This is a genomic window from Massilia sp. UMI-21 (assembly GCA_015277795.1).
Classification (GTDB): Bacteria; Pseudomonadota; Gammaproteobacteria; order Burkholderiales; family Burkholderiaceae_D; genus Telluria.
Genome location: CP063848.1, coordinates 845186 through 859559, shown reverse-complemented (window position 1 = coordinate 859559; position 14374 = coordinate 845186). Strand labels below are relative to the sequence as shown.

The window sequence follows — 14374 nt, the reverse complement described above, 5'->3', positions numbered from 1 at the left end:
AGCGTTTCGCAGGAGGGCCTGCTGCGGCAGGCGCAGTTCCTCTACCATGCAGGGCACACCATCCTCGCCCGGACTGCCATGACCCTCCACCCATCGCGCCGCAGCTTCCTCGGCGCCGCCGCCGGCACCGCCCTCGCGCTGAACGTCCCGCATGCCGCAGCCGCGGCTGCGGCGCCCCGCTTCGCCATCGGCGACAAGGATTTCCTGCTCGACGGGAAGCCCCTGCAGATCCGCTGCGGCGAGATGCACTTTGCCCGGGTGCCGCGCGAATACTGGGGGCACCGCCTGAAGGCGATCAGGGCCATGGGCCTGAATACGGTCTGCGCCTACCTGTTCTGGAACTACCACGAGTGGCGCGAAGGCCAGTACCGCTGGGACGGGCAGCGCGACGCCGCCGAATTCTGCAGGCTGGCGCAAGCGGAGGGCCTGTGGGTCATCCTGCGCCCGGGCCCCTACGCCTGCGCCGAATGGGAAATGGGCGGCCTGCCGTGGTGGCTGCTGAAACATCCGGGCGACAGCTTCTTGCGCACCCGCGCCCCGGCATTTGTCGCGCCGGCGCGGCGCTGGCTGCGGGAGGTCGGCCGGGTGCTGGCGCCGATGCAGGTAACGCAGGGCGGCCCGATCCTGATGGTGCAGGTCGAGAACGAATACGGCTTCTTCGGCGACGACCGCGACTACATGCGGCTGATGCGCCAGGCCCTGCTCGATGCACGCTTCGACGTGCCCCTGTTCCAGTGCAACCCGACCAATGCGGTGGCCAAGACCCACATCCCCGAGCTGCTGTCGGTCGCGAATTTCGGCAGCGACCCGGCGCGCGGCTTCAAGGCGCTGGCCGCCGTGCAGCAGGGACCCTTGATGTGCGGCGAGTATTACTCGGGCTGGTTCGATACCTGGGGCACGCCGCACAAGCGCGGCGACAATGCGCGCGCGATCCAGGACATCGACGCCATGCTGGACGCGAACGGCTCGTTCAGCCTGTACATGGCGCACGGCGGCACCACCTTCGGCCTGTGGGGCGGCTGCGACCGACCCTTCCGCCCCGATACGACGAGCTACGACTACGACGCCCCGATCAGCGAGGCGGGCTGGCTGGGCGAGAAATTCCGCACCTACCGCGAATGCCTGGGCCGGCACCTGGCGCCCGGCGAGACCTTGCCCGCCGCGCCGGCGCAGCTGCCGGTGATGGCGCTTCCCGCTTTTGCCTTGCGCGAGACCGCGCCCGTGTTCGCGAATTTACCTGGAGCGGCGATCAGGGACAGCTCGCCGCGCAATATCGAACAGTACGACATCAGCCGCGGCCTGGTTGCCTACAGCATCACGCTGCCGCCCGGCCCGGCCGGCAGGCTGGAAGCCGCGAACGCGCGCGACCTGGCCTGGGTCTACCTCGGCGGGCGCCTGGCGGGCACGATGGATACGCGCCGGCGCCGCTTCAGCGTCGAGCTGCCGGCGCGCCCGGCGCCGATGAAGCTGGAAGTGCTGCTGTACACGATCGCACGCGTGAATTTCGGCGTCGAGATCCACGACCGCAAGGGATTGCAGGGCCCGGTGGTGCTGCGCACAGCGGACGGTGCGGCCGGGGAACTGAAAGACTGGGAGATCCGCGCCATCGACTTCGGCGCCGATGGCGACCTGCCACCGCTGCGCTGGCAGGCCAAGCGTGCGGAAGGCCCGGCCTTCTGGCGCGGCAGTTTCGACGTGAACGAACGGGCCGACACCTTCCTCGACCTGTCCAGCTGGGGCCAGGGCATCGTCTGGATCAACGGCCGCTGCCTGGGCCGCTACTGGAGCATCGGCCCGACCCAGACCATGTACCTGCCGGCGCCGTGGATGAAGGCCGGCCGCAACGAGGTGATCGTACTCGACCTCACCGGCCCGCGCGCCAGCCGCATCGCAGGGCGCAGCACGCCCATCCTCGACGAACTGCATCCCGAGCGCGACCTCGCGCGTCCGGCCAGCAAGGCGCGCCCGAAGCTGGCCGGCATGACGCCGGTGCATAGTGGACAGTTCGCCGGCGGGGCTGCCACCCAGGACGTGGGGTTCGCGCAGCCGGCACGCGGGCGCCAGCTGTGTCTTGAGGTGCTCGACACCTTCGACGGCACGCCGCATGCCGCCATCGCCGAACTGGCGCTGCTCGGCCTGGACGGCAAGCCCATGAACCAGAGTGCCTGGACGATCGCCTACGCCAGCAGCGAGGAAGCGCACAAGGAAGACGGCAGCGCCCTGAACGCCATCAATGGCCAGGCAAGCGATTACTGGCATACGGCCTGGGGCAAGGGGGTTCCGCCGGGGCCGGCGCGCCTGGTCATCGACCTCGGCGCCCCCGTCGACATTGCCGGCCTGCGCTACACGCCGCGCCAGGGGCCGGATACCGTGACGGGGCGGATCCGGCGCTATCGGGTGTATGTGGGTGACAGGCTGGTGCAGCTGTAGGCCATACGAATCCGCCCGTCACTGCACAGGTGCGCAGCGGGCGTCACGTTTTTCGCCTCCGTCATATACTCCCTACCGCGGCCTGCGTACGCAGGTCATTGGTGTTCGCCTCCCCGGAGGAGGCCAGGTTTCGGGAGTGTATGAACGCGTCCGACGATCCAGGATTCCTCAAGGAATCACCAATGCAGCTCATCGTCTCTTCGGCGTGTTGCCTGTCGCCGTAACCCACTTATATTGTCATGACGATCGAGTTATTGCTGGAAGCAACCAAAAGCTTGCTGTTTGTGCTGGCAACCATGCTACCTATTCTGAATCCGGCTGCAACTGCACCGATTTTCCTGAGCATGACCGAAGGTGCATCGCCCGCAACCCGCACCCTGCTGGCGCGCCGTATCGCGCGCAACATGCTCTGGCTGATGACGGGTTCGATGCTGATCGGTTCCTACGTGCTCGATTTCTTCGGCATTTCGCTGTCCATCGTCCGTATCGGCGGCGGCCTTCTCCTCGCATCCGTGGCATGGCGCCTGCTCGGCGCGACGCCCAGCACACCCGACAGCCGGGCTGCCCTGGCCGAAGCGTTCACCCCCGATCATGCGCACCGCCAGGCCTTCTATCCGCTGACCTTTCCGATCAGCTGCGGCCCCGCCTCGATCTCGGTCGCCATCACCGTGGGCGTCGCCCTGCACGATGTCCGGCTGGTGGTATCGCTGGCGCGCATGGGGGGTGCATTATCGGCGCTGGCGATCATCGGCGTGCTGCTCTACCTCGCCTTTCGCTATGGCGAGCACTTTCTGCGCCTGATCGGCGATGCCGGCACAGCCGTCTTCCTGCGCCTGACCGCCTTCATCCTGCTGTGCCTCGGCGTGCAAATCGTATGGGATGGGGTCAGTGAATTGTTGCTCGGGATCCTTCCCGCCTCTCCCCAAGTGACTACCGTCCAGGCGTTCGTCCCAACCCAGCATAGGGAGATGATTCATGCTTAAGCTACACCTTACCTTGACGAGCTGCGCGCTCGGGATCTCGGGCTGCCTGGCCTGGACCGACGCCGCTGCCCAGAACACCCAGAGCACCCCCAATGTCGACTTCTACGCTTCGCTGCGCACCCAGGTCGAGGCAGTCGAGCCGGACCGCGACGATCGCCTGGACAGTTACACGGGATTCCGGGACGCCTACTCGCGGGTAGGCGTCAAGATCGACTATCCGCTGGGCGCCGAACTGGCGCTGACGGGCCAGCTGGAACTTCCGGTTGATTCGGCCAACTTCCGGATGCGCGACCCCTATGACCAGGGCGATGCCAATCGTCCTCACGGAGAGCGGATCAGGCTTGCCCAGCTGGGCTTGCGAAGCAGGTTCGGCACGTTCACCTACGGTCAGCAGTGGATGCCCTACTACAATGCGGTTGCGGCGCCGGTGGACATGTTCAGCACTTATTACAGCGGTTTTGCGACCTACACCGTGTTTCGCGTGGCGCAGACCCTGGCGTATTCGACGCCGGAAGTCGCCGGGTTCTCGCTCAGCGCGGGGTACACCGGCAGCAGCGGAAACGCGCGCTCGACCTCGCGCATCGATGCGCGGCGCCGGCAAATCGCCGCCACCTACAGCTTCGGCAACACCCGCCTTGCCGCCGGCATCGATGACCGGGGCGACGCGGGCTACGGGCGCAACCGCCTGTTCGGGCTGTCCGCCAGCCACCAGGCCGGCAATCTCTATCTGGCGGCCAAGTACGAGCGCTTCGACTCGGGAAATCGTGCGCCCGGCGGCTTTTCGAGCGACGGCAACCAGGCCATCAACCTGTTCGGCAGCTATGCCATGGGCAAGACGACCTTCAAGCTGATGCTGGCGCGCGTGGAAAATTATGGCGACAACATCGTCCATCTCGGTGTCGACCATCAGCTCAGGGATGACTTCAAGCTCTTCGCAGAGTATTACCGGGAGGGCTCGACCGCCGTCCTGACCCCGCGTCGCGGGGGCCTGGACGATTTCGATGCCGGCATCAGCGGCGGCCAGGCCATCGCGGTCGGCCTGCGCTACGATTTTTGAATCAATCGAACTTCGAAAAGTCCGGCTTGCGCTTTTCAAAGAAGGCGGTGAAGGCTTCCTTGGCTTCCGGCGCCAGCAGCATGGCGGCGAAGCGTTCGTTCTCGGCGGCGATCGCAGCCCCGATCGCGTCGGCGCGCGGACGCTTCATCAGCGCCTTGGTGGTGCGGATCGAGGCGGCCGGCAGCGCCACCAGCTTGGCGGCCTGCCGTTCCGCGAAAGCGCGCAACTCGGCGGCCGGCAGCACTTTCGTCAACAGGCCCATCTCGAAGGCTTCCTGGGCGCCGAAGGCTTCGCCCAGCAGCAGCTTCTCGGCGGCGCGCGGGTAGCCGGCCAGCTGCGGCAGCAGCAGGGACGAGCCGAATTCCGGGCACAGGCCGAGCTGGGTGAAGGGCACCGAGAACTTGGCGTTGTCGGCGGCGTAGACCAGGTCGCAGTGCATCAGCATGGTGGTGCCGATGCCGATGGCGGCGCCGGCCACCGCAGCGATCACTGGCTTGCTCAAACCGTTCAGGGCGCGCATGAACTGGAATACCGGGCGGTTCTCGCTTGGAACGCCCGGCACCGGCGCCGAGTTCTTCATGAAGTCGTCGAGGTCGTTACCGGCGGTGAAGATTTCCGGCTTGCCGGCGATGAGGATGGCGCGCACGGCGCTGTCCTGCTCGGCCTCGACCAGGGCGTCGGCCATCGATTGGTACATCGCGGCGGTGATCGCGTTCTTGCGCTCGAGGCGGTTGAATTCGATGGTCAAGAGGCCGTTGGCCTTGGTGATCAGCATGTCCATATTCAGGTCTCCGATTGTTCTTGGGCTGCTTGAACGCGCGGGCGGGAGACCCGCCCACCCTACAAGGGCAAACGGATGTCCCGCCCGCGCGGTCACTGCTTACTTACTACTTGATGCTTACACGCGCTCGATGATACCAGCCGCGCCCATGCCGGCGCCGACGCACATCGTCACCATGCCGTACTTCAGGTTGTTGCGGCGCAGTGCGTGCACGACGGTCGCGGCGCGGATCGCACCGGTGGCGCCCAGCGGGTGACCCAGGGCGATCGCGCCGCCCATCGGGTTCACTTTGGAGGTGTCGAGGCCCAGGTCGCGAATCACGGCCAGCGCCTGTGCGGCGAAGGCTTCGTTCAGCTCGATCCAGTCCAGCTGGTCCTGGGTGATGCCGGCGGCGGCCAGCGCCGCGGGAATCGCGACCTTCGGGCCGATGCCCATGATCTCCGGCGGCACGCCGCGCACGGCGAAGGAGGAGAACTTGGCCAGCGGGGTCAGGTTGTGCTCCTTCAGGATCTTTTCGCTGACGACGATCAGCGCACCGGCGCCGTCCGACATCTGCGACGAGGTCGCGGCGGTCACGCTGCCCTTGGCGGCGAACACCGGGCGCAGCTTGGCCATGCCTTCCATCGAGGCGTCGGCGCGCGGGCCTTCGTCGAGGTCGACGGTGCGGCGCTTGACGCTGATTTCACCGGTCGCCAGGTTCGGCGTGCGGGTGATGATTTCCACCGGGGTGATCTCGTCCTTGAACTGACCGGCCTGCTGGGCAGCGATGGCGCGGCGGTGCGATTCCAGGCCGAAGGCGTCCTGGTCTTCGCGCGAGATCTTCCACTGCTCGGCCACCTTCTCGGCGGTCAGGCCCATGCCGTAGGCCAGGCCCACGTTCTCGTCCTTGAAGGTCTCCATGTTGATGGAGGGATGGTGACCCATCATCGGGACCATCGACATCGATTCGACGCCGCCGGCGATCATCACGTCGGCTTCGCCCACGCGGATGCGGTCGGCGGCCATGGCCAGGGCGGTGATGCCCGAGGCGCAGTAGCGGTTGACGGTGACGCCGCCCACGGTGTTCGGCAGGCCAGCCAGCACCACCGAGTTACGCGCCACGTTGAAGCCCTGCTCCGCTTCCGGGAACGAGCAGCCGACGATGGCGTCGACGATCAGGGCCGGGTCCAGGTTCGGCACGGCGGCCATGGCGCCGCGGATCGCGTGCACCAGCAGGTCGTCCGGGCGGGTCGTTTTGAACATGCCGCGCGGCGCCTTGCCGATCGGGGTGCGGGTCGCTGCGACGATGTATGCGTCTTGAAGTTGTTTGCTCATGTCAGTTGTCCTGTTCTGTCGCGGCTATTAGCTACGTTAATTACGTACTGGCTTACCGGTCTGCATCATTCCCATGATGCGTTCCTGCGTTTTCGGATTGCCCAGCAGCTCGATGAAGGCCTTGCGCTCCATGTCGAGCAGCCACTGCTCCGACACCACGCTGCCCTGGTCGACGTCGCCGCCCGTGACGATCTCGGCGATCATGTCGCCCAGCTTGTAGTCGTAGGCCGAGATGAAGCCGCCATCGCGCATGTTGACCAGCTGGCCGCGGATCGTCGCCCAGCCGTAGCGGCCGGTGACGGTGACCGGGCGGCGTGCCGGGGCGCGGTAGCCGGCGTCGAACATGGCGCGCGCGGTGGTCTTGGCCACGTGCAGCAGTTCGTAGGGGTTGAAGACGATGACGTCGTCTTCCTTCAGGTAGCCCATGGCCTTCGCTTCCAGGGCCGACTTCGATACCTGCGCGGTGGCCGCGTTGGTGAAGCCGGTCTTCAGGAATTGCAGGATGTCGTTGCCCTTGGCGTCATTGAAGGCACGCACTGCCGCTTCCTTCAGGCCGCCGCCGGCCGGCACCAGGCCGACGCCCACTTCGACCAGGCCGATGTAGGATTCGATCGAGGCCACGCGCTTCGATGCGTGCAGCGCCATCTCGCAGCCGCCGCCCAGCGCCAGGCCCGCGACAGCGGCCACCACCGGGATGTTCGAGTACTTCATCTGCATGAAGACGTTCTGCAGGTCGCGCACCATCGGGTCCATCGCCTTGGCGCCGCCCATCATGAAGGCCGGCATGGCCGACTGCAGGTCGGCGCCGGCCGAGAAGGCGCCGCCTTCGGCCGCGTCGGTGTTCCAGATCACCAGGCCCTTGAAGTTCTTTTCGGCCTCAAGCATGCCGCGCTGCAGGCCCTTCACCACGCCTTCACCGATGACGTGCATCTTGGTCTTGAGCGAGATGACCAGTACCTCGTCGTCGGCGTGCCACAGGCGCACCGATTCGTCCTCGAACACGGTGGTGCCGAAGGTCTTCGGGTCGACCGTGGTCGAACCCAGCACGGGTGCGCGGAACTGCTGGCGCTGGTACACCGGCAGGTCGGACGCAGGCACGTAGGCGTTCTTCGAGGCCGAGTACGAACCCTCGGCGGTGTGCACGCCCTTCTCGGCGACCTGGCCTTCGAAGACCCAGCTTGGCAGCGGTGCGGAGGTCAGGGCCTTGCCGCTGTCGATGTCTTCCTTCACCCACTGGGCGATCTGGGTCCAGCCCGCGGCCTGCCAGGTCTCGAACGGACCGACGCTCCAGCCGAAGCCCCAGCGCATCGCGAAGTCGATGTCGCGTGCGTTGTCGGCGATGGTGTCGAGGTGGATCGCGATGTAGTGGAAGGCGTCGCGGAAGATCGCCCACAGGAACTGCGCCTGCGGGTTGGTCGATTCGCGCATGGCCTTGAACTTCTTGACCGGGTCTTTTTCTTTCAGGATGCGGGCGACGATGTCGGCCGCCTTGGCGCCGCCTGCCACGTACTCGCCGGTGGTGAAGTCGAGACGCTGGATCTCCTTGCCGACCTTCTTGTAGAAGCCGCCGCCGGCCTTCTGGCCCAGGGCGCCCTTCTCGATCAGCTTGGCCAGCACGTCCGGGGTCTTGTACAGGCTGAAGAACGGATCGTCCTGCAGGGTGTCCTGCATGGTCTTGATCACGTGGCCCATGGTGTCCAGGCCCACGACGTCGGCGGTGCGGAAGGTGCCGGATTTGGCGCGGCCCAGCTTGGCGCCGGTCAGGTCGTCGACCACGTCCACCGACAGGCCGAATTTCTCGGCTTCGTGGATGGTGGCCAGCATGCCGAAGATGCCGACGCGGTTGGCGATGAAGTTCGGGGTGTCTTTCGCGCGCACCACGCCCTTGCCCAGGGTCGAGGTCAGGAAGGTTTCCAGCTGGTCGAGGATGTCGGGACGGGTGCTGGTGGTCGGGATCAGTTCGACCAGGTGCATGTAGCGCGGCGGGTTGAAGAAGTGCACGCCGCAGAAGCGCGCCTTCAGTTCGTCATCGAAGCCTTCTGCCAGCTTGTTGATCGACAGGCCCGAGGTGTTCGAGGCGAAGATCGCGTTCGGGGCGATGTGCGGAGCGACCTTCTTGTACAGGTCGTGTTTCCAGTCCATGCGCTCGGCGATGGCTTCGATGATCAGGTCGCAGCCAGCCAGCACATCGAGGTTGTCCTCGTAGTTGGCCACTTCGATCAGGGCCGCGTCGTCCTTGTTGCCCAGCGGGGCCGGCGACAGCTTCTTGAGGCCTTCGATGGCCTTCAGGACGATGCCGTTTTTATTGCCTTCCTTTGCCGGCAGGTCGAACAGCACGACCGGGACCTTGGCGTTCACGCAGTGCGCAGCGATCTGCGCGCCCATCACGCCGGCGCCCAGCACGGCGACTTTCTTCACGATGAAATTGGACATGTAAGTATTCCTAAGAGTTAGCCCGTCGTTCCGGCGCAGGCCGGAACCCAATTGCTGCGTGCGTTATCGCATCGCTTGCAAACTTGGATCCCGGCCTTCGCCGGGATGACGGTGGTGTCGTTTAACGTGACGGGTTAGAACAGGTCGGCGTCCATGGCCAGCAGGTTCGCGGAACCCGAGCGTGCCTGGCGGATCAGCATCGCGGTTTCCGGATACAGGCGGGCGAAGTAGAAGCGTGCGGTGTGCAGCTTCGCCTCGTAGAACTTGTCGCCGGAATCCTGCTTGGCCAGCGCGATCTTCGCCATCTGCGCGAAGAAGTAGCTGAACACCAGGTGGCCCACGACGCGCAGGTAAGGCACGGCGGCGGCGCCGACTTCGTCCTGGTTCTGGAAGGCCTTCATGCCGATTTCCATGGTCAGCTTGGTGACCTTTTCGCCGAGTTCGCCCAGCGGGGTCACGAATTCCGACATCGACTCGTCCAGGCCGTTCTCTTCGACGAAGGCCTTGATCTTTTCGCCGAAGGCGCGCAGCTTGGTGCCGTTGTCCATCAGGATCTTACGGCCCAGCAGGTCGAGCGACTGCACGGTGTTGGTGCCTTCGTAGATCATGTTGATGCGGGCGTCGCGCACGTACTGCTCCATGCCCCACTCGCTGATGTAGCCGTGGCCGCCGTAGACCTGCATCGCTTCCGAGGTGGCGATCCAGCCGTTGTCGGTGATGAAGGCCTTGACGATCGGGGTCAGGAGCGCGACTTCGCCGGCGGCTTCCTTGCGTACCGCTTCGTCCGGGTGGTTCAGTTCACGGTCGATCTGCAGCGCGATGTACGAGGTCAGCGCACGGCCGCCTTCGGCGAAGGCCTTGGCGGTCAGCAGCATGCGACGCACGTCCGGGTGCACGATGATCGGGTCGGCCGGCTTGTCCGGCGCTTTCGGGCCCGACAGCGAACGCATCTGGATGCGGTCTTTCGCATACACCAGCGCGTTCTGGTAGGCGACTTCGGTCAGGCCCAGCGACTGCATGCCGACGCCCAGGCGGGCGGCGTTCATGAACACGAACATCGCCTGCAGGCCCTTGTGCGGCTGGCCGATCAGGGTGCCGACGGCGTTGTCCAGGTTCATCTGGCAGGTGGCGTTGCCGTGGATGCCCATCTTCTCTTCGATGGCGCCGCAGGCGATGCCGTTGCGCTCGCCGATCGAACCGTCCGCGTTCGGCAGGAACTTCGGCACCAGGAACAGCGAGATGCCCTTCGAGCCTTCCGGCGCATCCGGCAGGCGTGCCAGCACCAGGTGGACGATGTTCTCGGCCATGTCGTGTTCGCCGGCCGAGATGAAGATCTTGGAGCCGGTGATCTTGTAGGTGCCGTCAGCCTGCGGCTCGGCCTTGGTGCGCAGCAGGCCCAGGTCGGTGCCGCAGTGCGCTTCGGTCAGGCACATGGTGCCGGTCCACTCGCCCGACACCAGCTTCGGCAGGTAGAATTTCTTCTGGTCGTCGGTGCCGTGCTCCTTCAGGCACTCGTAGGCGCCGTGCGACAGGCCCGGGTACATGGTCCATGCCTGGTTCGAGGAGTTCAGCATCTCGTAGAACGAGTTGTTCAGCGAGACCGGCAGGCCCTGGCCGCCGTATTCCGGATCGCAGGCCAGCGCGGCCCAGCCGCCTTCCACGTACTGCTTGTAGGCTTCCTTGAAACCCTTCGGGGTGGTGACGTTCTTGCTGGCCGCATCGAAGCTGCAGCCTTCGCGGTCGCCCGAGTGGTTCAGCGGGAACAGCACTTCCTGGGTGAACTTCGCACCTTCTTCAAGCACCTGGTTGATGATGTCGGCATCGATTTCCTGGTAGGCAGGCAGGTTCTTGAACTCTTCGCTGACATTGAGGAATTCGTGCAGAACGAACTGCATATCCCGGATTGGCGCGACGTACTGACCCATGGTTTTCTCCTGACGAAGGTAAATGTGTGTTTGACTGCCGGCGCTTAGGCCGAAATGCCTTGAGGCACGCCTTTCGGCGTATTTGTATTGCGATAATTCTCGATCAGCCGCTCGAAACCGCGGCGTGCCCGCTCGACCGCGCCTGGCATGCGCAGGAAGCGTGCGTCGTGGTGCAGGGCCAGGATCAGCCCGTACATCTCGTAGACCAGCTGCTCGGCGTCGGTATCGGGGCGCAGGTCCCCGACCTCGATCGCCTGGCGCGCACTGCGCTGCAGGGCGCCCTGCCAGGCCTGCACCATCTTGACCAGCTCCTCGCGGATCGGGCCCGGACGGTCGTCGTACTCGACGGCGCCGCTGATGTAGATGCAGCCGGACGCGATCTCGACCGACACGCGCGCCAGCCAGCGGTCGAACATCGACTGCAGGCGCGGCAGGCCGCGCGGTTCGCGCACGCTCGGGAAGAACACTTCCTGCTCGAAGCGGTGGTGGTACAGCTTGACGACCTCCAGCTGCAGGTCTTCGCGCGAACCGAAGTGCGCGAACACGCCCGACTTGCTCATGTTCATCCGGTCGGCCAGCACGCCGATGGTCAGGCCTTCCAGGCCATCGCGGCTGGACAGCTCGAGCGCCACGTCGAGAATCGCTGCCCGCGTGAGTTCGCCCTTGCGCATGAATTTTGCTGAAGTAGTAATGACTGCCCCTGAATCGAAAAAAATCCGAACGCTCGTACTATTATCTACCAGAGTTGAAATGTCAAACGGGAACTTAGAGGCGAGATTCTATTGATGCAAAACAACGGCAGGCGGGTGGCGCGCCTGCTGGGCATCCCGCCCGGGTCTGGCGAGGACAACGTTGTCGCAGATGTAAAGGTACCGCATTTTCGGCGATCGTGGTGTACGCGGGCAGGTGTCCAGAACACTTGTTTGCTTAGCGGCACGCCACATGGCGTCCGGGGCGCCGTTCGGACAGCATCGGCGCATCGCGGCCGCGGCTACAATGGCGTCGTCCACCTCTTGCCGGAACCGCCATGCTCGTCAACGCAGATTTTTCGCGCCCCGTCGTCGTCACCCCCGACCACTACCAATGGATCGCATCGCCGCAAAACGGCGTCGAGCGCGTCATGCTGGACCGGATCGGGGCCGAACAGGCCCGTGCGACCAGTATCGTGCGCTACGCCCCGGATTCCTTGTTTCCCGCCCATACGCATCCGGACGGCGAAGAGATCCTGGTGCTCTCCGGGGTGTTTTCGGACGAAAGCGGCGATTTCCCGGAAGGCTGGTACCTGCGCAGTCCCTCCGGCTCATCCCACCAGCCGTTCAGCCGTGCGGGTGCCCTGATCTTCGTCAAGCTGCGGCAGATGGCCCCGGATGACGACTGCCGCGTGCGCATCGATACCCGCGATCCGGCCAACTGGGAGCAGCAAGGGCAAGCCGCCCTCTGCCGGCTGTTCTCGAACGCGCACGAACAGGTCAGCCTGCGGCGGCTCGGTCCCGGACAGGCGCTTGCCGGCCTGGGCGAAGGCGGCGCCGAGCTGCTGGTGCTCGCGGGCGAGATCGCCGACGGCGCGCAGCGCTACGGGCGCGGCAGCTGGATACGGCTGCCCGCCGGTGCGCAGCCCGGCTTCGTCGCGGGGCAGGCGGGCGTGAGCTTCTACCTCAAGACCGGCCACCTGCTCAGGTAAGCTCAGGTAGCCAGCGCCCGCAGCAGCAAGCCGGTCACGTAGGCGCCGTAGGTGCCGAGCGCATAGCCGAGCACCGCCAGCAGCACGCCCACCGGCGCCAGCGCCGGATGGAAGGCGCTGGCGACCACCGGGGCCGATGCCGCACCGCCCACGTTGGCCTGCGAACCGACCGCCAGGAAGAACAGCGGTGCGCGGATCAGCTTGGCCACCAGGATCAGCAGGCCGCCATGCACGGCCATCCAGATCAGGCCCAGCAGGAACAGCCAGGGCCGGTCGAGCAGCGCGTTCAGGTCCATCTGCATGCCGATGGTCGCCACCAGGAAGTACAGCATGGCCGACCCCAGGGTCGAGGCGCCCGCCCCTTCCAGGCTGCGCGCCTTGGTAAAACTGAGCAGCAGGCCGAAGGTGGTGGCGAACACCACGATCCAGAAGAAGGACGAGGTCAGGCTGTAGTCCTGCAGGCGCCACTCCTGGGGCAGGCTGGCGATCCAGCCCACGGTCGGGCCGCTCAGGGCATGCGACAGGCCGGTGACGCCGATGCCCACGGCCAGGATCGCCATCACGTCGGCCAGGCTCGGCATGCGCGCATGCGCGGCCTGGTAGCTTTCGATGCGCGCCTTCAGGGCATTGATGGCGCTCAGGTCGGCGCCGGTCCAGCGATCGAAGGCCCCGGCGCGGCCGGTCATGAACAGCAGCACCGCCGTCCACAGGTTCGCCACCAGCACGTCGACGGCGACGAACTGGCCGAAGACGTTGGCGTTCACCTCGAACACTTCCTTCATGGCGGCCTGGTTGGCCCCGCCGCCGATCCAGGCGCCGGTAATGGTGGTCATGCCGCGCCAGGTCTCGCCGGCGACCGTCTCCGGGTGGATCAGGCGCATGATCTCGAAGGCGGCCAGCGCGCCCAGCATGATACCGGCGGTCCCGGTCAGGAACATGATGATCGCCTTGGGGCCGAGCCGCACGATGGCGCCGAAGTCGATGGCGATGCACAGCAGCACCAGCGCGCTGGGCAGCAGGTAGTCGCGCGCCACCGGATACAGCTTCGACAGGTTGCCGTCGATGACGCCGAGGGTGTTCAGGATGGCCGGAACCAGGTAGCACAGCAGCAGGGCCGGCACATAGGTATAAAACTTCTTCCAGAAGCCGTCGGGCCGCGAGGCGGTCCAGAAGACGCCGCCCAGGATCGCGGCGAGTATGCCGAGCACGACGGCATCGTTGGTAACGAGGGGAACAGCAGTTTGCATGGAATGATCATCAAGAGCGGCCGGAACCGGACATTTTACATTCCTGCCAGCAAATGCAAACTACATATGGACGGACGCGCGAAGAGCGGCTGACAAAAACCCGAGGGCAACTCCGCCATCGGGGGATTGTCAGGCGCTCCTATTCTTCGCCGATGCGGGTGATGGCTCGCCGGTCGCGCTTGGTCGGCCGGCCCTTGATGTCCATGCTCGGCTCCGGGAACAGGCGGCGCGCCGTCTTGTCGTTCTCGCGCTTGGCGATGCTGTCGTCGGTCTCGAAATACAGGGTGCGCGCCACCGGCGCCGGGCCGCGCTTGTCCGAGATCGCGGCCACGATCACTTCCCAGCGGTCGGAGCCGTTGTCGATGACCAGCTTGTCGTTGACCTTGACATTGCGCGAGGGCTTGATCGGCTCGCCATCGATGCGCACCCGGCCGCGGTCGACCGCGTCGGTCGCCAGCGAACGCGTCTTGAAGAAGCGCGCCGCCCACAGCCATTTGTCGATCCGTACGTTGTTGTCTTCCAT

General features: G+C 65.6%; 11 protein-coding genes. 4 read left to right on the top strand and 7 right to left on the bottom strand.

Features of this window, described 5'->3' with window-relative positions; translation table 11 throughout:
• The first annotated feature begins 78 nt into the window (after positions 1-78).
• The 3 genes from IM543_03785 (at position 79) to IM543_03775 (ending at position 4470) form a co-directional block, all read left to right on the top strand.
• Positions 79-2430, top strand: a complete 2352-nt coding sequence (locus IM543_03785; protein ID QOY96510.1) for a beta-galactosidase — start codon at positions 79-81, stop codon at positions 2428-2430.
• Between the two features lie 239 nt (positions 2431-2669).
• Positions 2670-3413 carry an NAAT family transporter gene (locus IM543_03780; GenBank protein QOY95027.1) on the top strand — a complete coding sequence of 248 codons (744 nt, stop codon included), beginning with the start codon at positions 2670-2672 and terminating at the stop codon, positions 3411-3413.
• On the top strand, positions 3406-4470 hold the full coding sequence (locus IM543_03775) for a porin (GenBank protein ID QOY95026.1): 1065 nt from the start codon (positions 3406-3408) through the stop codon (positions 4468-4470). Before IM543_03780 ends, IM543_03775 begins: the two co-directional genes overlap by 8 nt.
• Position 4471: 1 nt before the next feature.
• On the opposite strand, the gene IM543_03770 is transcribed toward IM543_03775, so the two are convergent.
• The 5 genes from IM543_03770 to IM543_03750 all read right to left on the bottom strand — a co-directional run bounded on the left by IM543_03770 (position 4472) and on the right by IM543_03750 (position 11594).
• The gene (locus IM543_03770; GenBank protein ID QOY95025.1) at positions 4472-5251 is read right to left on the bottom strand and encodes an enoyl-CoA hydratase; all 780 of its coding nucleotides are present in this window, start codon (positions 5249-5251) and stop codon (positions 4472-4474) included.
• Positions 5252-5368: 117 nt separating this feature from the next.
• Positions 5369-6565 carry an acetyl-CoA C-acyltransferase gene (locus IM543_03765; protein ID QOY95024.1) on the bottom strand — a complete coding sequence of 399 codons (1197 nt, stop codon included), beginning with the start codon at positions 6563-6565 and terminating at the stop codon, positions 5369-5371.
• A gap of 36 nt (positions 6566-6601) precedes the next feature.
• Positions 6602-8998 (bottom strand): 3-hydroxyacyl-CoA dehydrogenase/enoyl-CoA hydratase family protein, encoded by a 2397-nt coding sequence (locus IM543_03760; GenBank protein QOY95023.1) that lies wholly within the window; start codon positions 8996-8998, stop codon positions 6602-6604.
• Positions 8999-9132: 134 nt separating this feature from the next.
• Positions 9133-10923 (bottom strand): acyl-CoA dehydrogenase C-terminal domain-containing protein, encoded by a 1791-nt coding sequence (locus IM543_03755; GenBank protein QOY95022.1) that lies wholly within the window; start codon positions 10921-10923, stop codon positions 9133-9135.
• Positions 10924-10967: 44 nt separating this feature from the next.
• Positions 10968-11594: a TetR/AcrR family transcriptional regulator gene (locus IM543_03750; protein ID QOY95021.1), complete on the bottom strand. Its 627-nt coding sequence runs from the start codon at positions 11592-11594 to the stop codon at positions 10968-10970.
• A 356-nt stretch (positions 11595-11950) separates the two neighbouring features.
• On the opposite strand from IM543_03750, the gene IM543_03745 reads away from it, so the two are divergent.
• Positions 11951-12604: a cupin domain-containing protein gene (locus tag IM543_03745; protein QOY95020.1), complete on the top strand. Its 654-nt coding sequence runs from the start codon at positions 11951-11953 to the stop codon at positions 12602-12604.
• Between the two features lie 2 nt (positions 12605-12606).
• Here IM543_03745 and IM543_03740 read toward each other — a convergent pair whose 3' ends face one another.
• Both IM543_03740 and IM543_03735 read right to left on the bottom strand, forming a co-directional pair.
• On the bottom strand, positions 12607-13851 hold the full coding sequence (locus tag IM543_03740) for a DUF819 family protein (GenBank protein ID QOY95019.1): 1245 nt from the start codon (positions 13849-13851) through the stop codon (positions 12607-12609).
• Between the two features lie 139 nt (positions 13852-13990).
• Positions 13991-14374: an RNA-binding S4 domain-containing protein gene (locus IM543_03735; GenBank protein QOY95018.1), complete on the bottom strand. Its 384-nt coding sequence runs from the start codon at positions 14372-14374 to the stop codon at positions 13991-13993.